Consider the following 26304-nt stretch of genomic DNA (forward strand, 5'->3'; position numbering starts at 1 on the left):
GCAGCTTAGCCTGCCCAGGCTCTTCAGAGTCGGCAAAACAACGGGAGTTCGTGGAAAAACCGCAACTTTCATGTTGCGGTGCACGGTACCTTCGGGAGGGAGCCGCGATGGCCTGGAAGGTGAGCGATCAGGCCGTTTGCAACTGCCGATCCATCGCCGCGATACAGTCGCGCATCTGTTCCCGGCACTGGGCGATCAGCATCGGCATATCGTCCAGGGTCAGCCCGGCGGTGGGGATCGCCGGCAGCGAGCGGATCATCACCTTGCCACCGTGCCAGCGGTTCAGGCGCATATGCCGGATATAGCTGCTGACGCACACTGGCACGATGGGCACGCCGGCGGCGATTGCCATCTGGAAGGCGCCTTTCTTGAACGGCAGCAGGTCTTCGCCAAGATTGCGGGTGCCTTCGGGAAAGACCCAGATCGAGGTGTCCTTGTGTTGCAGGGTCTCGGTGGTGGTCAGCATCGACTGGCGCGCCTTGCAGGCATTGCCGCGATCGATCAGCACATTGCCCGCCAGCCAGAACAACTGGCCGAACAACGGCACCCACTTCAGGCTTTTCTTGCCGATGCACACCGTACGGCGTGGCACCACATTGCCGAACACGAACAGGTCGTAGTTGGACTGGTGGTTGGCAATGATCACGCAGCTTTGCGGCTTGTCCATCAGTGGCCCGACTTCGGCCTTGACCCGTAGGCGCAGAATGCACATGGCCGGCCAGGCATAGAGGCGGGCGCACAGCCGGCTGTTATCCGGATTGAACGGGCGACACAGCCCGAGCATCACACCGATAATGCCGGCGACGATAAAATGCAGCCCCATCAATAACATACGCAACAGAAACAGCATCTAACGGGCCCGCCAGGACAAAAGGTGGCGCAGTGTACGGATGTGCACTGTTTTCGGCAATTAGGTGGATAGAGGCCGGAGATAGGCGATGTTTTAGCGCATGTTTCCTGGCTGGGTGTCAGGCGCGGTCTAGAGCGGTTACGGTGGGTACGAACGTGCCTGTAGGAAAAAGCCCGACTCAAGGTCGGGCTCTTCTACAAACGAGGGGCTTGAGGATCAGCCCATGTGGTCCTGATCGAGAATGATCGCGTGGTCCAGGGTTTCCAGCAGCGCCTTGCGCACTTTCAGCTTGGTGTTCTTGTGGGCATTCATATTGATCTTCTTCAACTGCCGGGCGGCATTCAGGGCGGCCTCCTGCAGCTCCTCCGGCGCAACCACCTTGTCGAGGAAACCGGCGTCCACCGCGTCTTGCGGGTTGAACATCTCGCCATTGATCACCGAGCGATGGAAGGCCGAGCGCCGCAGCCGATCACGGGCGATCTCGATCCCGGCGTGGTGCATGGTCATGCCGATCTGCACTTCATTCAGGCCGATGCTGAACGGCCCGTCGACACCGATGCGGTAGTCGGCCGACAGCAGCAGGAAGGCGCCCTTGGCCACGGCGTGGCCGGGACAGGCGACGATCACCGGGAACGGGTGGGACAACAGGCGACGGGCGAGGGTGGAACCGGCGGTCACCAGGCTGACGGCTTCCTTGGGGCCGGCGGTCATCACTTTCAGATCGTAGCCGCCGGAGAGAATGCCCGGCTGGCCGGTAATGATCACCACCGCGCGGTCGCTGGTGGCCTGGTCCAGGGCGGTGTTGAAGGCGGCAATCACGTCCGGGGAAATGGCATTGACCTTGCCATTGCTCAAGGTCAGGGTCGCGATACCGTCTTCGAGGTGGTAGGAGATCAATTCACTCATGACGTAATTCCTTATAAAGAAGTGGCACAGACGTTACCCAGCCGCAGGGGTGAGGTAAAGCGCCGTGACTGACTGGTGAGTCAGGCTTTTGCCGCCGCGACCGTGGCTGTGGGCTTTGCCAGCTGCCTGCGCTGCCTTTATGCAAGGCGCCGGGCCGGGCCGGAGATTGGCGGGTTTGCCCTGACGGCCGGGCGGGGTGATGGCGCCAGGTCGGCTACCCGACTTAAGCGCATGAAAATTCTGAAAAAAACCTTTGCCATTGGAAAAGCTTTCGACTACATTAGCGCGCCTCGACAGACTGAATCGGTTTGACGAGATACGGTGAAGTGTCCGAGTGGCTTAAGGAGCACGCCTGGAAAGTGTGTATACAGGAAACTGTATCGAGAGTTCGAATCTCTCCTTCACCGCCACATTCTGCAAACACAAACCCCTGATTTTCCTAGAGAAAGTCGGGGGTTTGTGGTTTTTGGCGTATGGAAAAGAGAGATATGGGGGGACGGAGGTTCCTGGGCCTGTGGTCGCCTTATGGCCTACGCTTCATTTGCTCTGATCTAATATTACCACTGGTCAGGCGGTAGTCGCCGAGTATGGAAGACGCGCAGCACTTGTAGACGACCGTTACGAATACGGTATGGAATCAGATAAGGCAGGTCGGGAAGAGGCCATTCTCGTGTTCCTGGAATTCGTCCTTCATGGCCCATAGCGGGAAACTGCGCTAGCCGTTGGACGCTGGCGCGCACCTCAAGCATGAAGGCCTGAGCTGCTTGTGGATTGTCTTGCGCGATATAGGCGGCTGCGTCATCCAGATTCCTGAGTGCGGTTTTCAGCCATTCAACGCGCATCGGCACCCCATTTTCGGAAGGTGGCTTCAACTTCCTCGTCCGTGGCGAAGTCTCCCGCATCAGCCTCTTCTATAGCGCGCTGAATTTCGGCGATTTGCCAGGCTTCACGGGCCAGGTAGTCCCGTAGGGCATCGATGGCGAGGAAGGATTTACTACGGCCAGTAGCTTTTGCCAGGTTGGCGAGGGTCTCAGCCATCTCGTCGGGGAGACGTAGGGACATAACGGACATGGGAACCTCAATGTAGTGGTGTGTAGTACAAAATACTACACCGTCATGCGCGGTAGTGCGTTAGCGATCCGTCGCGAATCATGTCCAAATCTGATTTTAATGAGGCGCGGATCCCCAACGGCGCGTGTGAGGTGGCCGTACCACTCCCATTCATGCAGTGATACGGCTTTCACCTGCCGAAATGCTCAGCTCGACGATTGAACCGAAGCCTGTTCCACCGGTTGCATCAGCACCGGCATATCCCGCCATTTTACCCAGGGCTCGTTCTGCCAATGCAGCAGGCTGACCGAACGCCCTGCCCACTGCAACGAACTGAGGGCAGGGCCTTGCTCTGCTGCGGAGGTTGAAAGGTTGCGTAATGTGGGAATGACTTCATGAGTCAGCCATCGCCGCAAATGCTGGTTTTCAGGGATGTGGTGATAAACCATCAGTGCGTACACCCCCGACTCGCTGATCATCAGGGTTTTCTGGATCTTCGCGTGGTAGTTCAACAGGAGCAAACGGTGCTGGTCACTGTCGAGCTTGCGGGTAAGACGTTCGTCCAGATGCAGTCCCATCAGGCGACCCAGGTCGAGCGCGCTGAACCAGGCTTGTGACTCAAGCATCAGGGCATGGAGGAAACGATCGTGACGGGGGAATCGGGTTGGTTCGAAATGTTCGGTCATATTGAGGTGTCCGCCTAGTTGAGTAAGTGGGTCGCCTCGTATTCACAGGACGCCAATCCTGTATCGCTGATGTGCAGCGATGACTGAACCTTACTGCGGGATGCGCGGTTGGGCAAGAGGGAATAGGGTCTAATCGCTGTGGGAGAAGTTACTGGATTTTGTCGAAACCTTGCGGACCTGCGGGGGTTGCGTGTATCTCAATTGAGATGCATAGTCGGAACCGTTAAACAGGAGAATTCGACATGGCCCAAACCTCGATGCTACATGTCCGTGTGGACGATAAGCTCAAAGCTGACGCAACGGAAAAACTCGCCAGTTTCGGCCTGACCGTTTCGGATGCAGTCCGTATTCTGCTGACTCGTGTGGCAAAGGAAGGTGGTTTGCCCGTCGGTTTGACAGCCGACCCCGAAGCCTATGACGTATGGTTCCGTGCGAAGGTGCAGGAAGCACTGGACGATACGCGACCACCTGTCCCGCATCAGCAGGTTATGGACGAAGCGCAAGCGCTGATCGACAGAAAGCGTCGTGCCCGTTCTTGAATGGTTGCAGGTCGCCCGTGCCGACCTGCTGGCGATTGTCGACTACATTTCCGACGACAATCCCGACGCTGCTCAACGGTTGAAAGACGACATTGAGGCCCAAGCGGCAAAGCTGCCAGAGCATCCGAAACTTTTTCGCGCAGGGCGCGTGGCTGGAACGCGGGAAATGGTTGTGCGCTCCAATTACCTGGTGATTTATGTCGAGGATTCTCGTGCGGTAACCGTCGTCCGGATCCTGCATGCGGCGCAGCTGTGGCCGCCGGCAGCAGAAGAGTAATGCCATTCGGCAAACTGTAATTTCGATGTCTGCCTGTCACGCATTGTTGAGTGACGTGATTTAGAGTTGTCGCCAAAGTTGCATGTTTGTGATCCTCAAGGCAAATGATCCGCAGCAAAATCCGCCTCCGAGCGCGCCTGCAAGCGCCCCTTGCGGCAGGCCTGCTGGAAGTGTTCGAAGTCCCGTTCATTCTGTGTCGCATAGGTCTGGGCGTATTTGAACAGGGCTTCGGCCAGGGTTTCGCTCTTGCCGATATAGCCGCTGATCAGCGCCGCCTGGCCGGATGATTTGGCGTGGGCCTGGGCCAGGGCGCGGCCGCAGATGCGTCCATAGGCGGCGAAGGTTTCGGCGTCGAAGGTTTCCAGTTCCGCGGAGATCTTCATGTCACGCAACTGGCGGACATAGAAGTGCCGGCCGTTGGGGCCGGTGGTCCAGCCGAGAAACAGGTCGCTGGCCGATTGCATCAACCTTTGCCCTTCCACCACCCGCTGGCCGTTGTGCCGGGGGCGGGACTTGCCACGCACGTAGTCGGCGAGCACCGAACGCTTGGCCTCCTTGAATTGCAGAAACAGCGGGCGCTCCTGGGTGTCGGTCAACAGGGCCACCAGGCAGCGGGTGCCGACACTGCCCACGCCTACCACCTTGAACGCCAGGTCCTGGGCTTCGAAGCGTGCCAGCAGGTCGCGGCGATCGGCTTGCAAGGTGCCGCGATAGTCGCGCATGAAGGTGTCGTACAGCGGTCGCCAGTCCTGCAGACGCATCCAGTCATCGTCGGGGTCGAGCAGGGTGGTGGTTTCGTGCAGGTGAAAGATTTCCGGCAGGTCGTCGCGGATCAGCAACCGGCCATTCGGGTCACGCTCGCAGATCTTCGGCAGGAGCTCGGCGTGGGTGCGGCGCTCGGCCTTGTCGATGGCCCGCTGCACATGTTCCAGGGTGCTGTTGCCGCGCGCCTGCTCCAGCAGGTCTTCGTAGGTGATGGATTCGTACCAGATATCCAGCGCGCTGTGTTCGGCGCAGGCGGCCATGGCCCTCTGGTAGGCGCCGACCACCTGGCGACAGAGTTCTTCTTCGACAGCCGGGCCGTGGCGCAGGTCGCGGGCGGCGACCACGAAGCTCGCCACCAGGCGCTTGAGGTCCCATTCCCAGGGACCGGGATGGACTTCGTCGAAGTCATTGACGCTGAACAGCAGGTTGCGCTCCGGGGTGGCGAAACCACCGAAGTTCATCAGGTGGCAATCGCCGCAGATGATCGATTGCAGGCCCATGTCCGGGGTACCGGCGAGGTCGTGGGCTTGCAGCATCGCGTTGCCGCGATAAAAGGTGAAGGGCGAGACCAGCATGCGTCCGTAGCGCAGCGCCACCAGGGATTCGACCCGGCCGGCACTGGACGCTTCGATCAACGGAATGGGGTCGCGCTTGACCTGTCCCGGCGTGGCTTGGGAACTGCGCGGGCAGTGCTTGCGTGCGTCCTTGCCCAGTTTGAGGTGGTCTTTGACGGTGCTCATGGAATTCCTCTGCTGGCGGAAAAAACTGCCGAACCGCGTCGTCGCAGAGCGACCTCCATGTGCCCGGGTGTCCCGAATGGCTTCGGGAGGACTGCTCCATCGTGAGCATATATGGGATCTGGCAAGGTTCCAGTGCGGGCGTCAATTCTGAACGTGGGTATGGACAGAGGGCGGTTGTGGAACTTCTTTGGCGGGTACCGTCTACATTTAAACGGGGCCTCCCGTTTTCGAGGAACGGATAATGTTCAAGTCGCGTTCGTTTATTGCTGTGTTTGCCTGTCTCGCTCTGGTGACCGGCTCCGTTACGGCGTTGGCCGATCCGGGCAACGGCAAAGGCCAGGGAAATGGCAAAGGGAATTCGCAGGACTATCAGGGCCCCGGTAATCAGGGCGGCCACGGCAAGGGCAAGAAGTCAGCGGACGGTAACTGGGCGCAAGGGCCGAGTGTCGATCATGGCGTCGTTCTCGGCGTGTTGGGCGGGTACCGCGACTACTGGCGTCCGGGGCCGGCGTTGCCGCCGGGCATCCAGAAGAACCTGGCGCGCGGAAAGCCTCTTCCTCCCGGTATCGCGAAAAAGCTCGATGGTCGACTGTTGGGGCGTCTGCCTCACTATGACGGTTATGAGTGGCAGCAGGCCGGGACGGATTTGATCCTGGTCGCCATTGCAAGCGGCATCATCTACGAGGTGCTGAGCGGGGCATTGGATTAGCTTCGATCCGGCATCGTCAGTGGGTGGTCGGTGCCGTAGGGGCGGGGATTGCCTTTGTCGCCATCAAAGTCCTGGCGATTTCTGAGTGGTCAGCGTACTACTCAGTAGCGTTGCTATCGAGAGTACCTGAATTCCCTGCGCGATAAACCCGCCGAAAAAACTCCAGCATCACCGCATTCACCTCGTCGGGTTTTTCGTTTTGTATCCAGTGCCCGCAATCCTTCAGCACCTGCTGCTCCAGGTTGGGCACCACACCCGGCATGCGTTTGAGGGTATGGGCTTCCAGCGCCCCCACCGGATCACGGTCGCCGATCAGGAACAGCGTCGGTTGTTGCACCTGGGCGCCGGCCAGGAACTCGGTTCGCTGCCAGTTGCGCTCGAAATTGCGGTACCAGTTCAAGGCACCGCGAAAGCCTTTGTCGGCGAAGGTCCGGCGATAGGGCTCGAAGTCTTCTTCAGTACACCAGTCCGGCAGGGCTGGCGGCACGCTTACGCCGTCGAACAGTTTGGCATCGGCCGCCTTGGCTTGCAGGAACACGTCGGTGTCACCCATGAAAGCCCGCAGGGTCCGCTCGATATCCGCATCGAGTTCCTGTTCCGCGACGCCCGGCTGCTGAAAATAGAGAATATAGTTGAAACGATCGGCAAACACTTCGCGCATGCCTTCGATGGCCGGGCGCTTGGCGCGGCCGGCGAATGGCACCGATAGCGTCACCAGGGCCTTGATCCGTTGCGGTTCCAGCAGCGCCAGGTGCCAGGCCACCGGGGCGCCCCAGTCATGCCCGACCATGGCGACCTGTTTATGGCCGAACACCTCCATGGCCCCCTGGATATCGCCGCAGAGGGTCAGCAGGTCATAGGCCGCGACATCTTCCGGCGCGCTGCTGCGGCCATAGCCGCGCATCTCCGGCACGAATACCCGGTAGCCGGCCGCGACCAGCGCTGGCACCTGCTTGCGCCAGGAGTACCAGCACTCGGGGAAACCATGCAGCAGCCAGACCGGCTGGCCGTCGGGCGGTCCGGCCACGTGCACACTCAACTCGATCCCGTTGACCGGCACACTGTGCTGTTCGAATGCATTCATCCTGCGTACTCCCGTAGCCAATCCATCGACCGTAGCAGAAGGGCAGGACAGCGCTAATCACCATTCACGGGTCGAATGATCACTGAGCTATCGCTGACTCAGGGCAGGACAATGTAGTCATTGTCCTGGACGATACCGCCGTGAGGTGCTTCCACCAGCTCGATATAACGCCCGCCAACCTGGTCGATCGGCAGGCAGTCGTCGATATCGAGCACTGCATCGGTGTGGGGTTGTTGCCAGCCGCGGAACATCAGCTGTTTGGCCTTGGTCCTGGCTTGCGCGAGATTTTCGGCGACTACCAGCAGATAGCGATGGGCTTCGCCAAAAACCTGCGTTTCATAGCCGCCGAAGTTGATGAAGAACAGTCGCGGTGAGCCGGGTGACGGGGCCAGGTCACTGAACCCGACCTTCCACCGCTCGACGCCGTCGACCCGCATCCAGGCGTCGATATGCAAGCCCGCCTGGCTGCCGAACCAGTCCTGGCGCAGTTGCGTATAAGTCGCCTCAAGACTGTCGGCCCGTACGAACGTCACGTCGTGCACTTCGATTCTGGCCCGGGGATGTTTGCCCCCGAGCATGACCACCCACAACATTCCCGTTCCTTATTGGATGTGGTAAATCGTGCAGGCATGATACGGAAATATCACTTTGTCTTTGTAAGTAATAACTAATGTAACGGGTGTTCTACCGTGTCTGCGAAGCCGCGTATTTGAATACACCCGACTCTGGAGTTTTCCGTTGCCCTCACCCGAACAGCATCCCCAGCAGTACGAACTGGCCCTTGAGCGCTTCCTGGTCGCACATCCGACCGTGCGTGAAACCCTCGATCATCTCAATCCGCTGGCCGCCCAGGCCAGGGGCGAGAGCCTGCAACGCTATCGCGAAGAGCGCCTGCACGAAGCCTTCGAAGCCGAGGCTGAGCGCCAGGGGTTGTTTGCCTGGGAGCTGACCTTGCAACTGACCAGCAACAGTACCGAAGAGTTCGAGACCCGACGACTCGAGGTGCACAGGGAAGTGGCGGAGATGGCCGGGATGGAGTGGTCGCAGTACTGCACCCTGCATGGTTTGAGCGGGCAGTAGCTGTTCAGGGGGCGACACCTCAAGGGGTGATCAAACTGCCATGGGTTTGCGCCGCGTCTTTTCGGACGTCAGCGGGAAGCGGTTGGTGCAGCCAGCACAGGCGAATCTCACTGACACACACCCAGTTGCCGTGCACGGGCGGGGTCCGGCAGCTCTTGAAACCCAGGCAGATACCGTTCTGGTCCAACAGCACGAAGTGCTTGGGCGAAGGGGGATAGGTCAATAGAAACCTTGGAGGCGCCATGGCTGAAGGTCCGCTGGATATGGGCCCTGTATAAGCGATTTTCGCGAAACATCCTCATGAAGACTTGTGCAATTGTGTAGATATCCAACTGATGAAAATGACTCTCTGATGCTCATTTCGGGATACACCGATTCAAGTGCGGCGAATACTGATCCGGAGCAAGTCGGAGCGAAGATGAAAATTCTTTCACTGTGAGCTTTTCACCCCGCCTATATAGTGCCCTCGCTCGTTCAAAAGCTTCCCTTAGCCCGCTCTCCCGCGGGCTTTTTTTTGCTTGTTGTTCAGGCACTGATGGCATGCCCGGTCAGGCCGACAAGGTTCCGTTCGTCGGTCCCGACGCGGTTTTTCTAAACCTTTGCCGCCCAGGCCATTCCCATTCCTGTAGAGGACAGATTTTTTCCCGGCAGGAGGACAGCCATGAGCCGCAAGGCCCCACGACTACGCCCGATGTTTTTCAGCCTGATCCTGAGCGCCAGTCTTACCACGCATGCACTGGCGGGAACCCCCGCCGAGTTTGTCGACAATGCTTCGGCGGCGGGAATCGCCGAGATCGAAACCAGCCGCCTGGCGATCCAGAAAACCACCGCCACGGACATCAACAGCTACGCCGTGGAAATGATCAAGGATCACACCGACGCCAACCGCGACCTGAAGGCCATCGCCACCCGGCACAACCTGCCCATGGCTTCCGATGCGCAGATCATGGACCGGGCCAGGAAGCTGATGTTGCAAGTGCAGGAAGGGGAGTCCTTCGATGTGGCGTATGTGGCCAACCAGATCAAGTCCCATGAACAGGTGATCAAGCTGTTCGAGGACGAGGCCCGTCAGTCGCAGTCACCCGAGCTGAAGGCGTTTGCCCAGCAGACCCTGCCCAAGCTGGAGATGCATCTGGATATGGCCAGGAAGCTTGAGATGAGCCATCACAAGGGCGATTGACCGGACGCGTTCTGCAGCGTCTGCAATCGGCTGGTCTTGCTGCCCTGGCGGGACAGCACCATCTCTTCGAGGATTTCCCGGGCCAGCCGTGCCAGGGATTCACGGCCCTTGTAGTCGGCCCGGACGATGCCGGTCACGGCAAAGTGATCGGCATTCGGGCCACTGAGAATCGCCGACAGCGTGCCGTCCGAATGCAGCGTGCATTCGACTTTGTAGCTGGGCAACCGGGAGGCCAGCTCGGCCTCGATTTCCGACTTGCTCAGTGTTTCCATTGCAGAGTCTCCAGATCGACAGGGGGAATTATTCAGCAGAATAGAAGCTCTCGCGAAGACGGGCACAAGATTATTTGTCGAGTTTGGAAACACTGTTTTTGCCGGCGAAGCGGGACAAAACCCTTGCAGGCGATTGCGGCCTGCTAGGCTCACTCACAAGCAATGATTGCTTGTCTGTTCCGCCTTTGTTCCATCACCTCTATCAGGGATATGTCGACGTGATTTCCATTCTCGAACTACGCAATATCATCGAGCTCGGGTTCCTGCCCCTGCGTTGCCAATGCACGGTGGGCCCTGACTCATCGCTGACGGTCAAGGTCTTCGATTCGCAAACGGGCAAGGTGGATTTGCTGGTGACGGGGATCTCCAGCCGCGCGTTGACCAGCGCCAGGGCGATCTCCAACCTGATGGGCCAGTTGCGCTCCGAACTGTCGGCCAACCAGGCGCTTTCGGGCCGCAGGATGGCGGGCTAAGCGCCCGCCTGAAGCGCGCGGAGGGTCAGCCGGCTTTCTGCAAGGCTTCGATCAACTGCTGCTTGCGCATCGTCGAGCGCCCGGCAATGTTGCGGGTCCGGGCTTCCTGCAGCAGGCTGGCTTTGCTCTGGGTCTGCAATGAAGCCTGGCTGTCGCGCGGGTAACCCTTGCGCGTGGCTGCTGCGCGTTTTGACGAGTCCGAACGGGCTTTCGCCTTGGCGGCGGGAGCTTTGTGCTGGCCGGAGCCGCCAGCGCGCTCGCCACCTCCGGACTGTTTGTTGACGGTCGCCCACGCCCGCGCTTCGGCCTCTTCCTGGGGCAAGCCCCTGGCCTCGTAGCTGGACTCGATATGCGCCGCCTTGCGTTTCTGTGCGGCGGTGTATTTGGCTTTGCTTGCCCGTGGCATCTGAAGACTCCTTCTGCTCGTTGCAAGAAAGGCGACGGCGCATCGCCGCGCCGCCGCCAGGGGCTACTTGAGGAGTAGCTATTTGAGAGGTGGCTATTTGATATTGTCACCCTTGCTGTCGCCCAGGCCCTTGTTTGAGCCGGGGGCGGTGTCGTTGCCGATGGGCCCATTGCCATCGGTATTCATGCCGCCCTGGCGACCGGTGTCGTTACCCTGGTTGCGTGGATCGATACCGCTGCTGCCGGGGGGCAGGGCGCCATTCTTGATCACGCTGTCATTGTCGGGATTGATGCCACCTGGAAGCTGCGGTGGCTTCGGTTCCTGGACCGGGTTGGTCGGGCCCGTGGTGGGTTCTGCGGCGAAGCTGGCCAGGGACACCGATGACAGCAGGCCGGCCAATGCGAGCCTCGCAAGTTTCGACGAAATCATGGTGAGTCTCCTTGTTTGAGAGTCCTTACCTGATATTGGGCGCTACTGGCCTGGCGTTGGTGCCGGGCAATCGACGAACGGCAGGTCGCCTGCCGATGGGCATCCAGGTGGAAATCGACAGTGTGTTCAAGCTGCGCGTTTGAATCCGCGGGCTCAGTCTTCGACGATATCGTTGAACGAGCAGTATTCGTCCCAGTCCATGCCCAGCGCCTCGGCCACTTCACGGTGGACCTCCAGGCGCATGGCCTGCAGTTCTTGCGGGCTCTCGGCAACCAGTTGCAGGGTCAGTTCCCAGGGCTCGATGCCCTGGTTCTCGGCTTCGTCGTCGAAGGCCCACTGGAATTGCTGCTGCTGTTCCGTCGGGCTCAGGCCCTGGGTCTCTTCGCGCAGGTGCGGATGAGCGTCGAGGAACTTGGCGAGGGCGACCTCGCTGCGGGATTCTTTGGGGATCATGCTGGAGTCTCTGTGTGGTGCGATGGTCTGGCGCCCCGTCTTGCAGGCTGCGCTGCGACCCGGAAAAAAGCTGCGGTCATGCTAGCGAGTTCATTCAACGATGGAAAGAATCGCGCGGCTCTGCGAGGCTAGCACTTCGCTGGCCGCACCTGAGCCGCCCTGACCTCAACCTCCTTGTATACGGATCGGATGCGATGACTGCTGCAGACTCTTCCTGGAAAGCCTCTTCCCCGGGCCCGATAAAGGCCGTGATTTTCGATATGGATGGCTTGCTGCTCGACACCGAGGGCATCTATTCCGAAGTGACGCAGATGATCGTCGGGCGTTACGGCCGGACCTTCGACTGGAGTCACAAGCAGAACATCATCGGGCGCGGCGCCGGCGACCTGGCGCAGTATGTGGTGGAGGCCATGGAACTGCCGATCAGCGCAGAAGAGTTCCTGGCGGTGCGCGAGCCGCTGATGCGCGAGCGGTTTCCCAAGGCCGGTTCCATGTCCGGCGCCGAGGCACTGGTGCGGCACCTGTCGGCCCACAATATCCCGATTGCCGTGGGCACCAGTTCGTCGCGGGGATCGTTCGAGCTCAAGACCACCCTGCACCGCGAGTGGTTCGCGTTGTTCGATACCATTGTCACCGCCGACGATCCGCAGGTGGGCCAGGCCAAGCCGGCGCCGGATATCTTCCTGCTGGCGGCCAGTCGCCTGGGTGTCGCGCCCGGGGATTGCCTGGTGTTCGAGGATTCGCCGTTCGGCGTGACCGCGGCCAAGGCCGCCGGTATGTACGCAGTGGCGGTGCCCGACCCGGCGATGGCGGCGGAGAAATACCACCACGCCGACCGGATCGTGACCTCGCTCAAGCACTTCGCCCTGGAGCCCATGGGCTTGCCGGCGATCGACTGGGAACTGCGCTAGACGCGGGGTGCCGTGTTGTCTTTGCGGGCCTCTTCGCGGGCAAGCCCGCTCCCACAAGTTTCGAGTCAGGCACAAACCTTCGTTTCAACTCGAACACTGTGGGAGCGGGCTTGCCCGCGAAGAAGTCGGCCCAGGTATGCCCGATCAGGCCGACACTGTTATCCCCAGGCGCCGCTGCACCATGGCCCAGATTCCCAGCGCCAGCGCGGAAATCAGGCCACCGGCGACGACTATCCCGTTCCAGCCAAATGGCCCGAACAACTGCGCGCCCAGCAGTGAACCTAGTGCACCGCCGATGAAATAGCAGGTGATATAGCCTGCATTGAGGCGGTTGCGCGCCGTTGGCCGGACCTTGAACACCGCGTTCTGATTACTCACATGCACCAGTTGCACGGCGAAGTCGAGCACCAGCACGCCGATCAACAGTGCCACCAGCGAATGCCCGGCAAAGCCCAGCGGCAACCAGGACAGCAGCAACGCCAGCAATCCGATGCTGGTGGCGAACTCGCCCTTGCCGCGATCCGCCATGCGCCCGGCGAGGTTGGCGGCCATCGCGCCGACGGCCCCGGCCAGGCCGAACAGGCCGATCACCGCATCGGAATAGTTGTATGGAGGATTGGCCAGGAGAAACGCCAGCGGCGTCCAGAACAGCGCGAACAGGCAGAAGGTCAACAGGCCGAGTACCGCCCGCAGGCGCAGCACCGGCTCCTCGACAAACAGGCGGAACACCGAGCCGAGCAGCGCCGGGTAACTCAGTCCGGCATTCTGCCGGTGCTGTGGCAAGGCACGGAACAGGGCGAAGGCGCAGGCGAACATCAGTCCGGCGGCCAGCAGATAGATCGCCCGCCAGTCGCCGAACGACGACAGTGCCCCGGCCGCCGTGCGTGCCAGCAGGATACCCAGCAGCAGCCCGCTCATCAGCGTCCCTACCACCCGCCCGCGTTGTTCCGGTGGCGTCAGGCTGGCGGCCATCGGCACCAGGACCTGGGCCACCACCGAGAACAGCCCGGTCAGCGCGGTACCCAGCAGCAGCCAGGGCAGACCGGGGGCGAAGGCGCTGATCAGCAGGCCGAGGGCACTGAGCAGGGTCATGACCACGATCAGCCGGCGCTGTTCGAACAGGTCGCCCAAAGGCACCAGCAGCAACAGCCCGGCGCCGTAGCTCAGTTGGGCGGTGATGACGATGGTCCCGGCGGTCGCCATGTTCAGGCCCAGTTGTTGGGCGATGGTGTGCAGCAGCGGCTGGGCGTAGTAGTTGCTCGCTACGGCAAGGCCGGTGGCGGTGGCCATCAGCAGGATCAGGGCAGTGCTTAAAGGTTGGGTGTTGGTGTGGGCGTCGGACATTGCCTGTCTCGTTGTGGGGTATCGATGTGCGAAGTATTGGGAATGTCTTAACATGACACCAATGCATTGTTTTCATCTCATCCATCTTGAAACGAGATACACGCGGTGAACCTGAAACAGATCGAGTACGCCCTGGCGGTAGCGGACGAAGGCAGCTTTACCCGGGCGGCGGAGCGCTGCCATATCGTCCAGTCGGCCCTCAGTCATCAGATCGCGCGCCTGGAGGAATACCTGGGCACGCCGCTGTTCGAGCGCAGTTCGCGCAAGGTCCGGCTGACCGCTGCCGGCGAGGCCTTTGTGCGCAGTGCCCGGCCTGCGCTGGAGGCGACGCGGCGGATCGTCGCCGAAGTCGCGGCGGTTTCCGGGGAGGTGCGCGGCAGCTTGTCCATCGGCAAGATTTCGTCGCTGACCGAAGTCGACCTGGTGGAGTTGCTGGCGCGTTTCCACGGGCTTTATCCACAGGTGGATATTCACCTGAACATGAGCAAGAGCGAACTGCTGATGGCTGATGTGCGCGAGCGTCGCCTGGACCTGGCCTTTGTCGGACTCTGGCCGGGAGAAAAGATCGAGGGGCTGGCGATGCGCCTGCTGGCCGAGGAGGAGTTGGTCGCGGTGCTGCCGCCCGGTCACCCTCTGACGAAGTGGGAGCGTTTGCCGCTGGCGCAACTGGAGGATCAGCCGCTGGTGGATTTCCAGGCCGGGACCGCTGGCCGCCGGCAGACCGATGAGGCCTTTGCCGCGGCGGGACTGCGCCATCGGGTGCAGTTCGAGGCGGGCAACGTGATGCTGGTGGGGGAATTCGTACGACGTGGGCTGGCGTTGGGGCTGGTGCCCAGCAAGATCGCCGAGGGCTTCAGCGGGGTGGTGACGGTGCCGGTGTGTGATGCGCCGTCGCGGCATCTGTATGTGGTCTGGTCCCATCGACCGACGCCGGCCGCCGCGGCATTCCTGGTGCTGCTGGAGCAGGCGTTGAGCAAGCGGGAGGCGGCGGGTTGACGATCGGACGATCGTTCCCACGCGTAGGAATGCAGCCCGTGACGCTCTGCGTCACAAAGCGGACGCGGAGCGTCCTGATAGGCATCCCCACGCGGAGCGTGGGAACGATCACGCGGGCAAGCCCGCAAGGCATCAGGCCGAATCAGGCGCTGAACCCGCCGTCGATAGTCAGGCTGGCCCCGGTGATGTAACCGGCTTCCGGCCCCGCCAGGTAGGCGACAAAGCTGGCGATCTCTTCGACGCGACCATAACGACCGCTGGCCATCAAGCCGATCAGGCTGTCGGCGAATTCGCTGTTGGCCGGATTCATATCGGTGTCCACCGGGCCTGGTTGCACGTTGTTGACGGTGATGCCACGCGGGCCGAGATCGCGGGCCAGGCCCTTGGTCAGCCCCACCAGGGCCGACTTGCTCATGGCGTAGGCCGCGCCGCCGGCGAACGGCATGCGTTCGGCGTTGGTGCTGCCGATACTGATGATCCGGCCGCCGTCGCCCATGTGCCGTGCGGCTTCCTGGGTCGCGACAAACACGCTGCGCACGTTGATCGCCAGGGTCCGGTCGAAATCCTCCAGGCTGAAGTCCTCCAGTGGTCCCATGGCCAGCACGCCGGCATTGTTGACCAGGATATCCAGGCGGCCAAAGGCTTCGACGGTGCCGTTCACGGCCTGGCGGATCGCCGCGGCGTCGGCGCTGTCGGCCTTGATCGCCAGGGCCTTGCCGCCGTCGGCGATAATGCTGTCCTGCAACTCTTCGGCCTTGGCCGCCGAACTCACGTAGGTGAAGGCCACCGCGGCGCCTTGTGCCGCCAGGCGCTTGACGATGGCGGCACCGATGCCACGGGAGCCCCCCTGGATCAGGGCCACTTTGCCGTTGAGGTTGCTGTTGAGAGAGTAGTCGGTCATGTCGTTCTCCAAAGTTCAAGGCGGTGAGGGGGAAAGGGTAGTTGCCTTGTCGTTGGAGGCGAGTATCGACTGTGGATTACTGCCTGAGTAGACGGTAATTGTTATAGTCTGTGTAAACCAGAAGTTGTGAATGGCGATCATGGAAACCTTCAGCAGCATCGAATGCTTTGTCCGCAGCGCCGAAGTCGGCAGCTTTGCCGAGGCCGCGCGACGCCTGAGCCTGACCCCGGCGGCGGTCGGCAAGAGTGTCGCCAAGCTCGAAGCGCGCCTGGGCGTGCGCCTGTTCCAGCGCAGTACCCGCAGCTTGACGCTGACCGAGGCCGGGCAGCTGTTTCTCGGCGAAGTCGGCGCCAGCCTGCATACCATCCAGAATGCCGTGGCCAACCTGGCGAGTGCCAAGGGGCGGCCGGCAGGCACGCTCAAGGTCAGCATGGGCACGGTATTCGGGCGGCTCTATATCGTACCTCTGCTGGGGGAGTTCATGCGGCGCTTCCCGGATATTCGTCCGGACTGGAATTTCGACAACCGCCAGGTGGACCTGATCGGCCAGGGCTTCGATGCGGCGATTGGCGGCGGCTTCGAGCTGCCCCAGGGCGTGGTGGCGCGCAAGCTGACGGTGGCTCATCGGGTCCTGGTGGCTTCCGCCGAGTACCTGGCGCAACAGGCGCCGATCACCACGCCGGACGACCTGCGCCGCTGCACCGGCATCCTGATTCGCTCACCCCAGACCGGTCGCGTGCGTACCTGGCAACTGACCGGCCGCGAGGGGGAACACCAGCCGTTGAACCTGACCGCCTGCATGACCATGAGCGACTCGGAAGCGGCCTGCGCGGTGGCTGCCCAGAGCCTGGGCATCGCCCTGGTGAGCATGCCGTTCGCCCTGGCCTGGCTGCGGGTCGGCACCTTGCAGCGGGTGCTGCCCGACTGGTACGTCGACGATGGCAATATCTCGATCTACTACGCCGAACACAAACTGCTGCCGGGCAAGACCCGGGCCTTTGTCGACTTCATCATCGAACAGTTCGCCGAGCGGCAATGGGCAACCCATTTCGACGCCCGGCATTGACCCTATGGATCAGCGCCGCAGGTGCTGCGGCCAGCCGATGATCTGTTTTGGCCGTGGCGTGGCATAGGTACGCACCTTGGACGTCGACAGTCCCAGGCGCACCAGGGATTCGGCAATGGTCACCGCCGCGGTCACGCCGTCCACCACCGGTACGCCGGTGCGCCGACGAATCTGTTCGTCGAGGCCGGCCATGCCGCCGCAGCCGAGGCAGATCACTTCCGCCTTGTCGTCCTGTACCGCCCGTTCGGCCTGGCGGACGATGGCGTCCACGGCCCGTTGCGGGTCTTCCTCCAGTTCCAGCACCGCGAGACCGCTGGCCCGTACCGAGGCGCAACGCTGGTAGAGCCCGGCCAGCTTCAGCCGGTCTTCGATCAGCGGCACGGTGCGGTCCAGGGTGGTGACCACTGAATAGGCATGGCCGAGAAACATCGCGGTGCTGGCGCCGGCCTCGGTGATGTCCACCACCGGCACATCGAGCAGTTCCTGCAAGCCTTCACGCCCGTGTTCGCCGTAGCCGGCCTGGATCACCGCGTCATAGGGCTGGTCGTAGGACAGCACCCGGTCCATCACGGCAATGGCCGCCAGGTAGCTTTCGAAATTGCCCTCCACCGACTCGGCGCCGAAGTACGGCGTCAGGCCGACGATTTCGGTGCCCGGCGCGGCGACGGCCTGGGCCTGGCGGGCAATGGCCTCGGTGATCGAGGTCGTGGTGTTGACGTTGACAATCAGAATCCGCATGCAGCAATCCTTTTTTCGGCAATGGGCACTGCCCGCGCCGGGCGGGCCGTGATTCTTCAATGGCTGAGGTTGTCGACCGCGATGGCTTCGCCGCTGACATCGGCGTAGTGCGCCTGGCGCTTGGCGATGATCAGGTAGAGCAGGCCGGCGATCCCCGCGCCGAACATCCAGGAAAACGGCGAGACACTGGCGAAGCCCGGCACCAGCGCGAGGACAATGGCGATCAGCGCCGCCGGAATGAACGCCGCCACCGCCCGCAGGTTGACCCCGCGGCTGTAGTAGTAAGTACCGTTGGGGTCTTCGCTGTAGAGTTCCGGCACATTGACCCGACCTTTTCGCAGCAGCCAGTAGTCGACCATGATCACTCCGTACAACGGCCCCAGCAGGGCGCCAAGCCCGGACAGGAAGTAGACGATCACCAACGGGCTGTTGTAGAGGTTCCACGGCAGGATCAGCACGGCAATCGCGGCGCTGATCAACCCGGCACGGCGGAAGGTCAGGAGTCGCGGGGCCAGGTTGCTGAGGACAAAGGCCGGCGCGACGAAATTGGCCATGATGTTCACCGCCACGGTGACGATCAGGAAGGCCAGGCAGCCGAGCACCAGGAGAAATGTATTGGGGATCGAGGCGACGATTTCGGTCGGGCTCTGGATCACATGGCCGTTGATCTGGAACTGTGCGCCGCAAAGCAGCACGGTGATGCTGGCGAACACCAGGATATTCACCGGCAGGCCCCAGAAGTTGCCGATCAGGATGGTCCGGCGGCTCGGCGATGAGCGGGCGAAGTCACAGAAGTTGAGGATCAGCGTGCCGTAGATCGACAACCACAAGGCTCCGCCGGCAAAGATATTGCGCCACATCTCGGCGCCGCTCAGCGGCTCGCGGATCGACCAGGCGATGGTCGCGCCGGCCTGGGTATACATCCACGCGGCCAGGGCGGCGACGGTGCAGAGGATCACCGGCCCGGCGAACCCCTCGTAGCGGCGGACCGTTTCCATGCCGTAGGCGAGGATCAGCAGTTGCACGAACCAGATGATCACGAAGCAGGCCCAGCCGAGGGTCGACAGGCCGAGAATCGAGTTGTGGTCATACTCGGCGAAACCGGGATGGACGGCCGTCAGCAGCACCCGGAACACCACCGAGGCGAGGTAGGTCTGGATGCCGAACCAGGCAATGGCGATCACCGCCCGGATCAGCGCGGGAAGTTGTGCGCCATGGATACCGAAGCTGATGCGGCTCATCACCGGAAAGGGCACACCGGTCTTCTGCCCCATATAGCCGGAGAGGTTCATGAAGAAGTACACCAGTGCCGCACCGATCCCCAGCGACAACAGGATCTGCCAACCACCCAGGCCCAGCGCATAGAGGCCGATGGCAAAGGAGTAGTTGGCGATATTGTGTACATCGTTGGTCCACAACGCGAAGAGGCTATAGCCACCCCAGCGCCGGCCCGCGATCCGTGTCGGTGCCAGGTCCGGGTTGTGCAGGCGCGGGCTGAGAACCACGGTTCCCGCAGGGGTGTCCAGGCCGGGAGAGTCGGGCGATAAGGCGGGCAGATCCAGTGCGGCATGTGGGGAGAGACTGGTAGACATTCCGGCTAGCTCCTGGCCACGGACGCAGGCCTCGCCAGAGACAGGCGGGACGACGATCGGTGATCCATGTGTATGTAGGTTTTAATTGAATTGTATACAAACTACATGTCGAGCTAAGCCAGTTCTGTGCCAGTTTTAGGACTATGAAATTCACCGATAATTTCGTTTTCTTATTATGGAAAACTAACTGTATGAAATTGAAGAGATATAACTTGACCGTTTGAACAGCTATTAATGCTGGGATCTGAAAACGTGTAAAACCTGTCTCGGCAGGCCCGGCTGATGAGCTGTCACTTTTTGGTGCGGTAAGGATGAGTGTGCACATTGATGTGACACTTATGGTTACAGCAATGTGTACATTATTTTCGGCTCTTATCCAGGAAATTTGACAGTTCCCCGATGGCCGCTCGATAGTGCCTGCGCCCCTGCCCGGGTACTGCCTTTCTCTTGTTCTTCCAACAAAACCAATCGGAATCGGAGCTTCGGATGTCTGCACCTCGCGATACGGCTGTTCAATACATTGCCTACGCTGACCTGGTTGCGCTGTTGCAGCAGGTTTTCGAGCGTCATGGCACCTCGGCGGAAGTGGCGCAGGTCCTGGCCGTGAACTGTGCCAGTGCCGAGCGTGATGGCGCCCACAGCCACGGTATCTTCCGCATACCGGGGTATGTCTCGACCCTGGCCAGCGGTTGGGTCGATGGCCGGGCGGTGCCGGTGGTCGAGGATGTGGCGGCGGGTTTCGTGCGGGTCGATGCCGCCAACGGCTTTGCCCAGCCGGCCTTGGCCGCGGCCCGCGAACGGGTGCTGGAGAAGGCCCGCAGCGCCGGTATCGCGGTCCTGGCGATCCGCAATTCCCATCATTTCGCTGCGCTGTGGCCGGATGTCGAGCCGTTCGCCTATGACGGGCTGGTGGCGCTGAGCGTGGTCAACTCCATGACCTGCGTGGTGCCCCATGGTGCCGAGCGGCCGCTGTTCGGGACCAATCCGATTGCCTTCGCCGCGCCGCGGGCCGGCAGCGATCCGATCGTCTTCGACCTGGCGACCAGCGCCATGGCCCATGGCGATGTGCAGATCGCGGCGCGCAAGGGCGAGCAGTTGCCGGACGGGATCGGCGTGGACCGTGACGGCCAGCCGACCCGCGACCCCAAGGCGATCCTCGATGGCGGTGCGTTGCTGCCGTTCGGCGGCCACAAGGGCTCGGCGCTGTCGATGATGGTCGAGTTGCTGGCGGCGGCCCTTACCGGCGGCAACTTCTCGTTCGAGTTCGACTGGTCGAAACATCCTGGCGCCAAGACCCCCTGGACCGGGCAGTTGATCATTGTCATCGATCCGGCCAAATCGGCGGGGCAGGACTTCGCCGAGCGCGCCCGGACACTGGTCGAGCAGATGCAGGGTGTCGGCCTGCAACGCCTGCCGGGCGACCGGCGTCACCGTCAGCGCGCCGAATCGCTGCGCGACGGGATCGTACTGGCCGAGAGCGATCTGCAACAGTTGCGCGTATTGGCCGCTCAATAAGCGCTGTGCCTGGGAAGGGCGACCTCCCAGGCGGCACGCTTGACCCCGAGCTAATTTGCGGGATGGTACTCGGGCGGCCTGCCCAGGTGCGCGAGCAATAACGCCAGGGAGTCGGCGTTGTTCAGGATGACATCGATTCTTTTGTTCTCATCCGAGAGGAACACGCGGCGGGCTTCATCCAGGTCCTGCGTCCCGGTGAGTCGCAACACGCGCTGGCAAGATTTTCCCACCAGGTCATACCAGTGCAGGTCGTAGTCATCGAGTTCCTTGAACAACTCATTGGCGGGGGTGCTGCTGGAGAATCCGTGCTTCTGGATTCGCTCGAGGGCGTCGTGACGAATCCTTCCGGCCAGCGTGCTGGTATCCAGCAGGTCGAGGAAGGGACGGCTCGAATCCAGATAGGCGAGGTCGACGGTATCGAGCACCAGGTGGCTGACTTCATGCAGCAGGACCGTTCCCATGTTGTGCCCCTGCATGTCGAAGGTTCTCGGGCGCATGGGCAGGTAGACCTGGAAGCCGGGATCGAAAAAACGCTCGGTGAAATAGATTCGCCTGGTTGCTTCCCTGGGCAGGGTGAATGCCTGGATGCTGTGCTCCGGGTGCACGGCCGAGCCGACAATGTAGCGTGACGAAGTCTCGGGATTGAGCGAGGGCTTGAGCAGTTCCCCAAGCATTATGTGCGCACGGAGCTTGATTTTCCGGATCGTGTATTCACTCACCTGGGACGTATCGAAGAACTTTTCCACGAAGAGGCGGCGTCGCTGATCCAGGCGGCCGTCGAAAAAAAGTCGATCCAGGTTCCTCATGGTATCGCTCAGGTAGCTCACCGCTTGTTCATGGGCATGACGGATCATGCGTGCCCGGCTGGGGTAGAGCCTGCGGATACTGTCCATTCCGACTGCTTCCACACGCATTTCCTCGCGGATTGCTCTGCGATTCAGACAGTAATCGAACAGCTTCATGGCGACAGTCCCTCGATGCAGCGTCCTTGCAGGTCGAATGACCACTGTTTGTACCGGTTCTGTTGCAGCCAGGGACCCCGGGCGTTGTCCTTGACGATGCGCCAGCGCCGGTCGTCTTCCTGGATCTGGAAGACTTTTCCGCCGACGGCGGCGAAGGTGTTGCCTGTCGTCGGGTCCGTGTACAGGCCTGCGGCCAGATTCAGGATCATGTCCTCCAGGGCCACCGCGTGGGCTTCATGGCCGAGGATCGCGGCTTTTTGTCCAGGGGTCAGACGACTGTCGTCCCAGCTCGGTTCGGGAAAGGGGGATTCGAGGAGCCCTTCGGCTTCTGTCTGGGCGAGGCCGGAAAGTCCCGTGCGGCTCCCGCCCCGGCGCGCCACGGCCAGTTGCGCCAGGCTGATGACGAACTCTTCGATCGCCTTGCCCCACTGGCCCTGCCAGGCTTTTTGCGCGGCATCCTTGAACCGTGGCAGGGTCTGCCAGACCAACAGTGGCAGGCGCAAGCGACCGAGCATGAACATCGCGCCCTGGTCGAGCCCGCCCTTGAGCCAGGACAAGACGTTGTTCCAGGCCGGGTGCTGGTCCTGCACGCTCTGCCGGCGGAGCATGTCCCCGAGCAGTGCGCTGGTGTCCTGGTAAAGCCGCTGGAAGAGATTGCCGAGCAGCGGGTTATCGCTGATCCCGAAGAGCACTCGTTGTGCGCTGAATACCTGATTTGCATAGTGTCCGCGTCGCGCATTGGCGAGCCGTTCGAGAACCCGTTGTTGCAGGCCGTTCGAGTTTCCAAGGTCGGCCAGCAAGGCCGTTTCATTGGTGTACTCCTGGAAAATCGGCTGCGGGCCCTGTGGGGTGAAGAGGATTTGCGGGCCACGCTGACCACGCTTGGGGCCGATCAGATAGAAACCCGCCACGGGGTCGGCTTTCGCCTGGGCGTCGCTGATCAATTCCAGTGGGCGAAATTCGATGTTCTGCCCGTCTAGGGGTTTCCTGGCCAGGCCGTCCGGCATCCCCAGCAGGTGCTTGATATAGCCGTGGGCAGTGGCGGACAAGGTGTTGCGGATCATCTGGGTGAAGGCATGCAGCAGGCTTTGCCAGAAAAAGTGTTTGCGAAAGGCCGGGCGGCGTCTTGCGCTGTCGGACAGATAGGAGGCAAGCAGGTTCGCATAGTGGTTGCCAACGGCGGCCTCTTTTACCAGGCTCTTGAAGCGCTCGCCGGTCAGTTCCCTGGGCAGTGAGCCCTCCTGCGTGCTGACGACGATCGAGCTTTGGTCGATTTCGTCGAAGTGCCGCAGGGCGAAGTCGGTGAGTGATTCGCGCAGGACAACGGCCGCATTGTGCGGCGTCAGTGAAACACTGATCTTGTCCGGGTCGAGCTGCGCTGTCGGAAAGTCCCGTGACAGCAGGCTCGTGACCTTGCTCCTGGCGTTGTCGCGCAGATCGGGGATGTCCTGGTGATAGTCGGCGGTGGTATCCGCGTCCTGGCGGTAGCGATCGAGCAGGCTCGCGAGGGCGAACTGGCGGCTGTCGGTGGTGCCGGCCAGCCAGGATGGCAGTGCCAGGTGCAGGGCGGCGTTTTGCGCGGCATGGATGGCTTTCTCGAGCATTGGCACTGTCGAGTGGGTATCAAGGCAGGATTGCAGATGCTGGTGAAAGTGTTCGCTCGTATAGGGTGAGGCCGCTGCGTGGGCCAGATCGCCCATCGCCTTGTCGACCAGCGAGTGTTGTCGATTGCCGCGCAAGTCGCTTTGAATCAATTCAAAGCTCAGGGCCGGATACGCCCGGTGATTGGTGTGGTGGTTCTGTGGGAGGGGGAAAATCGCCGGTCGTTCGCTTCTGGCGATCTGTTCCAGCAATGCCAGGCGATCCACGGGGTCATGCAGGCGCCGCTGCAGTTCGACCTCGGCGGCGTGAAACGAGTGGAAGGCTTCCGCTCCATGGACCGGGGTCCAGAGCAGTACGGAGCCTGAGTGTTCGGTGTTCAGGCCGCCGCGCTCGGTCAGCAGGAAGCAGTTGTGCAACTTGACCGGTGTTGCCGGTGCATCGGTTTTCAGGGTCAGCCCGAAGGCGTCCGGAATGAAGCCGCGCAGGCCGGGGCGCTGTTCCCGCCGCGCGCTATCGAGGATATTGTCGAGCACCTCCAGGTCGGTTTCGTGCAAGTTGCCCAGCAGTACCTTGAACTGTGCTTCGCGACGTAATCCGCTGGTCACGGCCTCGCTCAAGGGTTCGGAGAGTTCGCCATAGAGGCTGCGCTGTCGGCGTAGGTAATTCCCGAGAAAATCCGGTATGGCCTGCTCGACAAGGGTGTTGAGCTGCGCGATGTCCAGGTTGGACACGCGCGCCCAGTTGCCCTCGGCATCCTTGCTGAACACGCCGATGTGAGTGGACGGTGCCAGTGCGCCGGTGTGCTGGGTCAGGCGCTCGAGAAAATACTCCACCAGGTTCTGCGAATGGCGGGGCAACTGCGTGCTGTCGTCGAGTGGGGACAGGGCGGACGGGTAGTGATTGATGTAGAGGTCGCCGGGGGACAGGTTACCCCCATGGGCACTGTGCAGCACCGTGGACAGTTCGCTCTGGATAAAGGCCTTGAGGGTCGGGCGATTTTTCAGTCCTTCGGTGAGGCGGGCCTTGAGCTCGTTCAGTGCGTTCAACTGGAATCTGGCGGTGTCGAGCATAGGCATCAATGTGTGTCGCAGGCCCGGACCGACGGATTGCTCACTGGGCGAAAGGTCCAGTCGATGGCTCCAGCGCCCCAGGGGGCTGAGCGAAACCAGCTTGGGGTCGATCAGGGCGCGAACATCCACGGCTCTCTCGAAGGCTGCGGCGAGCGCCAGGGCGCCGTTGCTGCTGCGATAGCGCTCGAGTACGTACGCCACGTTATCCCGCTGTTTGGCGACGATACCCTCGAGCTGCGCCTTGAACACCGACAGCTCACCCGGCAGCAGCGTTATTCGAGTGATCTGCGCGTTCTTCAAATCAGCGCGTTCGCGTAGTGACAGGCCATGACGCAGTTCATCGCCTTGATTGGTGTCCTGGAGTCGTGTCGTGACCGAAGCCAGCAGCGCACTCTCGCTCTCGAACACCTGCAATCGACCGGAGGCATAGAGGAAGTAAGCTGGATGCTGTTGACGGTCGCTGCGCACGACAAAGGTGTTGGCCAGTACGGATGAGCGCCTGTTTGCGTTGATGGCCAGCGAGTAGAGGGTCAGGTCCCGCAGCCGTGGATTGTCCAGGGGGTAGAGCCCGCACAGTGGATAGAAGTCCTCGGGACTGATCGCATTCCTGTCCTGCTCCTGCTGGAACAATTCGGCTCGAAAGCGCGTGCCCATGGCATCGATGAACAAGTCGCCGCGAGGTTTGCCGTTGTCGAGGGGCTCTTCCCAGAAGGTTTGCAATGCGCTTTCCAGGCGGTTTTTCAACTGGCGGGAGAGGTTCGCGATCTCTCTCTCCCAAGTGACGGTATCCGCCACCGGGGAAGCGTAGCCGGGGGCGATGAATTCGCGGGTCTGCCCCGCGGGCCAGGCGCCGCGATTGTAGTGTTCCAGCAAGGTCTCACCGAGCAGGCGGGTCGAGACCTGTTTGAGTGGCAGCGAGGCCGTGCGCCCGTCCGAGGCAGGGCGTTCATAGCTGATGACCTTCACGCTCGTCAGGCTGAGTGAACCGAAGTGTCTGCCCAACTGGTTCTGAAGCAGTTGGTTGATCAGGAATTTCAGGGTGGGCAACCTGAGCAGTTCGTCATGCAGGTTGGTCAGGGTGTAGTTGAGGTAGTTTTCGATGGATTGGCGTCGATCGGCCAGGACGACGCCCAGGATTCGTTCGGTGACCAGGGTCGGCGGCGGTTCATAACGGATAGCGGTCTTGATCCTGAAGGCGACGAAACGCAGCAGCTCGTCGCGTTGCGGGGGCTGACTCAGGCGTTCGTGCAACCGCTTGAACACCTGCTCACGGTTGTCGAAACGCTCCAGGCCGAATGCCGGGGTACAGAGGAATAGCGGGTGCTCCGGGGGACCGCTGACCAGGAAGGCACCGGCCAGGTCGGCCGCCGGAGAACCTTGCGCCATGATGAAGAGTTTATCGACGAACATCGGCGTATCGAGGGCCTGGCGGGCATCCTGGCCGGCCAGGAACAGGCTGCGCAGCCAGTTGCGATCGGCGGTCTCGATGTTGAGTGACAGCTCCAGCTTGCTGGGGGTATCACGCTGTTCCAGGGCTTGGGACAGGTAATAGACAGTGGATGGGTCGGACATGTTCTGTACCTTCGTTCGTGTGGACGAGAGGTGAGCCTTGCCGGGGTTCGGCATCGCTCGGGAAGGACAGAAACGCTACAGGGGCCGACTCGGCGGGCGGCGTTAAATAGTGCTGGAGTGTGCTCCCCCGCCGTCG

At 61.5% G+C, this 26304-nt stretch carries 29 protein-coding genes and 1 tRNA gene; 12 read left to right on the forward strand and 18 right to left on the reverse strand.

Annotation, left to right across the window (positions count from 1 at the left end; translation table 11 throughout):
- Positions 1 to 127 precede the first annotated feature (127 nt).
- Together HX851_RS35470 and HX851_RS35475 are read right to left on the reverse strand one after the other, a co-directional pair.
- Positions 128 to 850 (reverse strand): lysophospholipid acyltransferase family protein, encoded by a 723-nt coding sequence (locus tag HX851_RS35470; protein WP_177057460.1) that lies wholly within the window; start codon positions 848 to 850, stop codon positions 128 to 130.
- A 216-nt stretch (positions 851 to 1066) separates the two neighbouring features.
- Entirely contained in the window at positions 1067 to 1756 is a 690-nt protein-coding gene (locus tag HX851_RS35475) for a crotonase/enoyl-CoA hydratase family protein (RefSeq protein ID WP_177057459.1), read from the reverse strand.
- 320 nt (positions 1757 to 2076) lie between these two features.
- On the opposite strand from HX851_RS35475, the gene HX851_RS35480 reads away from it, so the two are divergent.
- Positions 2077 to 2166 (forward strand) — tRNA-Ser (locus HX851_RS35480).
- A gap of 147 nt (positions 2167 to 2313) precedes the next feature.
- Here HX851_RS35480 and HX851_RS35485 read toward each other — a convergent pair.
- From HX851_RS35485 to HX851_RS35495, 3 genes are all read right to left on the reverse strand, one after another.
- A complete protein-coding gene (locus HX851_RS35485; RefSeq protein ID WP_177064286.1) occupies positions 2314 to 2598 on the reverse strand; it encodes a type II toxin-antitoxin system RelE/ParE family toxin in 285 nt (94 codons plus the stop codon).
- Positions 2588 to 2827, reverse strand: coding sequence for a CopG family ribbon-helix-helix protein (locus HX851_RS35490; RefSeq protein ID WP_177057445.1), 240 nt, complete (start codon positions 2825 to 2827; stop codon positions 2588 to 2590). Before HX851_RS35490 ends, HX851_RS35485 begins: the two co-directional genes overlap by 11 nt.
- Before the next feature lie 185 nt (positions 2828 to 3012).
- Positions 3013 to 3492 carry a BRO-N domain-containing protein gene (locus HX851_RS35495; RefSeq protein WP_177064287.1) on the reverse strand — a complete coding sequence of 160 codons (480 nt, stop codon included), beginning with the start codon at positions 3490 to 3492 and terminating at the stop codon, positions 3013 to 3015.
- A 242-nt stretch (positions 3493 to 3734) separates the two neighbouring features.
- Here HX851_RS35495 and relB point away from each other — a divergent pair, with 242 nt between their 5' ends.
- Both relB and HX851_RS35505 read left to right on the forward strand, forming a co-directional pair.
- Entirely contained in the window at positions 3735 to 4031 is a 297-nt protein-coding gene (gene relB / locus HX851_RS35500) for a type II toxin-antitoxin system RelB family antitoxin (protein WP_177057443.1), read from the forward strand.
- Complete coding sequence (locus HX851_RS35505; RefSeq protein WP_177057442.1) at positions 4018 to 4308, forward strand: type II toxin-antitoxin system RelE/ParE family toxin; 291 nt, start codon at positions 4018 to 4020, stop codon at positions 4306 to 4308. Before relB ends, HX851_RS35505 begins: the two co-directional genes overlap by 14 nt.
- Before the next feature lie 95 nt (positions 4309 to 4403).
- Here the strand turns inward: HX851_RS35505 and HX851_RS35510 are convergent, their stop codons facing one another.
- Complete coding sequence (locus HX851_RS35510; RefSeq protein WP_177064288.1) at positions 4404 to 5813, reverse strand: DUF2252 domain-containing protein; 1410 nt, start codon at positions 5811 to 5813, stop codon at positions 4404 to 4406.
- A 241-nt stretch (positions 5814 to 6054) separates the two neighbouring features.
- Between HX851_RS35510 and HX851_RS35515 the strand changes: the two genes are divergently transcribed.
- Positions 6055 to 6522, forward strand: a complete 468-nt coding sequence (locus HX851_RS35515; RefSeq protein ID WP_177057440.1) for an anti-virulence regulator CigR family protein — start codon at positions 6055 to 6057, stop codon at positions 6520 to 6522.
- Positions 6523 to 6619: 97 nt separating this feature from the next.
- Here HX851_RS35515 and HX851_RS35520 read toward each other — a convergent pair whose 3' ends face one another.
- Together HX851_RS35520 and HX851_RS35525 are read right to left on the reverse strand one after the other, a co-directional pair.
- Positions 6620 to 7606: an alpha/beta fold hydrolase gene (locus HX851_RS35520; RefSeq protein WP_177064289.1), complete on the reverse strand. Its 987-nt coding sequence runs from the start codon at positions 7604 to 7606 to the stop codon at positions 6620 to 6622.
- 98 nt (positions 7607 to 7704) lie between these two features.
- Positions 7705 to 8199: a DUF1543 domain-containing protein gene (locus HX851_RS35525; protein ID WP_177064290.1), complete on the reverse strand. Its 495-nt coding sequence runs from the start codon at positions 8197 to 8199 to the stop codon at positions 7705 to 7707.
- Between the two features lie 145 nt (positions 8200 to 8344).
- Here HX851_RS35525 and HX851_RS35530 point away from each other — a divergent pair, with 145 nt between their 5' ends.
- Both HX851_RS35530 and HX851_RS35540 read left to right on the forward strand, forming a co-directional pair.
- Positions 8345 to 8686: a DUF6388 family protein gene (locus HX851_RS35530; protein ID WP_177057437.1), complete on the forward strand. Its 342-nt coding sequence runs from the start codon at positions 8345 to 8347 to the stop codon at positions 8684 to 8686.
- A gap of 661 nt (positions 8687 to 9347) precedes the next feature.
- Complete coding sequence (locus HX851_RS35540) at positions 9348 to 9866, forward strand: DUF4142 domain-containing protein (RefSeq protein ID WP_177057436.1); 519 nt, start codon at positions 9348 to 9350, stop codon at positions 9864 to 9866.
- Here the strand turns inward: HX851_RS35540 and HX851_RS35545 are convergent.
- Positions 9851 to 10138, reverse strand: a complete 288-nt coding sequence (locus HX851_RS35545) for a hypothetical protein (RefSeq protein ID WP_177057435.1) — start codon at positions 10136 to 10138, stop codon at positions 9851 to 9853. The genes HX851_RS35540 and HX851_RS35545 overlap by 16 nt on opposite strands.
- A gap of 218 nt (positions 10139 to 10356) precedes the next feature.
- On the opposite strand from HX851_RS35545, the gene HX851_RS35550 reads away from it, so the two are divergent.
- Positions 10357 to 10611: a DUF1652 domain-containing protein gene (locus tag HX851_RS35550; RefSeq protein ID WP_177057696.1), complete on the forward strand. Its 255-nt coding sequence runs from the start codon at positions 10357 to 10359 to the stop codon at positions 10609 to 10611.
- Between the two features lie 25 nt (positions 10612 to 10636).
- Here the strand turns inward: HX851_RS35550 and HX851_RS35555 are convergent, their stop codons facing one another.
- Both HX851_RS35555 and HX851_RS35560 read right to left on the reverse strand, forming a co-directional pair.
- Positions 10637 to 11017, reverse strand: a complete 381-nt coding sequence (locus HX851_RS35555; protein WP_177057434.1) for a Rho termination factor N-terminal domain-containing protein — start codon at positions 11015 to 11017, stop codon at positions 10637 to 10639.
- A gap of 93 nt (positions 11018 to 11110) precedes the next feature.
- Positions 11111 to 11446: a hypothetical protein gene (locus HX851_RS35560; RefSeq protein WP_177057433.1), complete on the reverse strand. Its 336-nt coding sequence runs from the start codon at positions 11444 to 11446 to the stop codon at positions 11111 to 11113.
- An 11-nt stretch (positions 11447 to 11457) separates the two neighbouring features.
- On the opposite strand from HX851_RS35560, the gene HX851_RS35565 reads away from it, so the two are divergent.
- On the forward strand, positions 11458 to 11589 hold the full coding sequence (locus HX851_RS35565; RefSeq protein ID WP_256262382.1) for a hypothetical protein: 132 nt from the start codon (positions 11458 to 11460) through the stop codon (positions 11587 to 11589).
- Positions 11590 to 11599: 10 nt separating this feature from the next.
- Here HX851_RS35565 and HX851_RS35570 read toward each other — a convergent pair whose 3' ends face one another.
- Positions 11600 to 11899: a DUF6388 family protein gene (locus HX851_RS35570; RefSeq protein WP_177057432.1), complete on the reverse strand. Its 300-nt coding sequence runs from the start codon at positions 11897 to 11899 to the stop codon at positions 11600 to 11602.
- Positions 11900 to 12093: 194 nt separating this feature from the next.
- On the opposite strand from HX851_RS35570, the gene HX851_RS35575 reads away from it, so the two are divergent.
- The gene (locus HX851_RS35575; protein WP_177064291.1) at positions 12094 to 12810 is read left to right on the forward strand and encodes an HAD-IA family hydrolase; all 717 of its coding nucleotides are present in this window, start codon (positions 12094 to 12096) and stop codon (positions 12808 to 12810) included.
- A gap of 144 nt (positions 12811 to 12954) precedes the next feature.
- On the opposite strand, the gene HX851_RS35580 is transcribed toward HX851_RS35575, so the two are convergent.
- Positions 12955 to 14154: an MFS transporter gene (locus HX851_RS35580; protein WP_177057430.1), complete on the reverse strand. Its 1200-nt coding sequence runs from the start codon at positions 14152 to 14154 to the stop codon at positions 12955 to 12957.
- Between the two features lie 105 nt (positions 14155 to 14259).
- Here HX851_RS35580 and HX851_RS35585 point away from each other — a divergent pair, with 105 nt between their 5' ends.
- Positions 14260 to 15150: a LysR family transcriptional regulator gene (locus tag HX851_RS35585; protein WP_177057429.1), complete on the forward strand. Its 891-nt coding sequence runs from the start codon at positions 14260 to 14262 to the stop codon at positions 15148 to 15150.
- A gap of 142 nt (positions 15151 to 15292) precedes the next feature.
- Here HX851_RS35585 and HX851_RS35590 read toward each other — a convergent pair whose 3' ends face one another.
- Positions 15293 to 16051 (reverse strand): 3-oxoacyl-ACP reductase family protein, encoded by a 759-nt coding sequence (locus HX851_RS35590; protein WP_177057428.1) that lies wholly within the window; start codon positions 16049 to 16051, stop codon positions 15293 to 15295.
- A gap of 139 nt (positions 16052 to 16190) precedes the next feature.
- Here HX851_RS35590 and HX851_RS35595 point away from each other — a divergent pair, with 139 nt between their 5' ends.
- Positions 16191 to 17117 (forward strand): LysR family transcriptional regulator, encoded by a 927-nt coding sequence (locus HX851_RS35595; RefSeq protein WP_177057695.1) that lies wholly within the window; start codon positions 16191 to 16193, stop codon positions 17115 to 17117.
- Between the two features lie 9 nt (positions 17118 to 17126).
- Here HX851_RS35595 and HX851_RS35600 read toward each other — a convergent pair whose 3' ends face one another.
- Positions 17127 to 17855 (reverse strand): aspartate/glutamate racemase family protein, encoded by a 729-nt coding sequence (locus HX851_RS35600; protein ID WP_177057427.1) that lies wholly within the window; start codon positions 17853 to 17855, stop codon positions 17127 to 17129.
- A 56-nt stretch (positions 17856 to 17911) separates the two neighbouring features.
- A complete protein-coding gene (locus tag HX851_RS35605; RefSeq protein ID WP_177057426.1) occupies positions 17912 to 19447 on the reverse strand; it encodes an NCS1 family nucleobase:cation symporter-1 in 1536 nt (511 codons plus the stop codon).
- A gap of 486 nt (positions 19448 to 19933) precedes the next feature.
- Here HX851_RS35605 and HX851_RS35610 point away from each other — a divergent pair, with 486 nt between their 5' ends.
- Positions 19934 to 20962: an Ldh family oxidoreductase gene (locus HX851_RS35610; RefSeq protein WP_177064292.1), complete on the forward strand. Its 1029-nt coding sequence runs from the start codon at positions 19934 to 19936 to the stop codon at positions 20960 to 20962.
- A 50-nt stretch (positions 20963 to 21012) separates the two neighbouring features.
- Here HX851_RS35610 and HX851_RS35615 read toward each other — a convergent pair whose 3' ends face one another.
- Together HX851_RS35615 and HX851_RS35620 are read right to left on the reverse strand one after the other, a co-directional pair.
- Positions 21013 to 21924: a M35 family metalloendopeptidase gene (locus HX851_RS35615; RefSeq protein ID WP_177064293.1), complete on the reverse strand. Its 912-nt coding sequence runs from the start codon at positions 21922 to 21924 to the stop codon at positions 21013 to 21015.
- Positions 21921 to 26168, reverse strand: coding sequence for an alpha-amylase family protein (locus HX851_RS35620; RefSeq protein ID WP_177064294.1), 4248 nt, complete (start codon positions 26166 to 26168; stop codon positions 21921 to 21923). The genes HX851_RS35615 and HX851_RS35620 overlap by 4 nt, the downstream gene beginning before the upstream one ends.
- Positions 26169 to 26304: the final 136 nt, after the last annotated feature.

This window comes from Pseudomonas gingeri (assembly GCF_013385635.1).
Classification (GTDB): Bacteria; Pseudomonadota; Gammaproteobacteria; order Pseudomonadales; family Pseudomonadaceae; genus Aquipseudomonas; species Aquipseudomonas gingeri_A.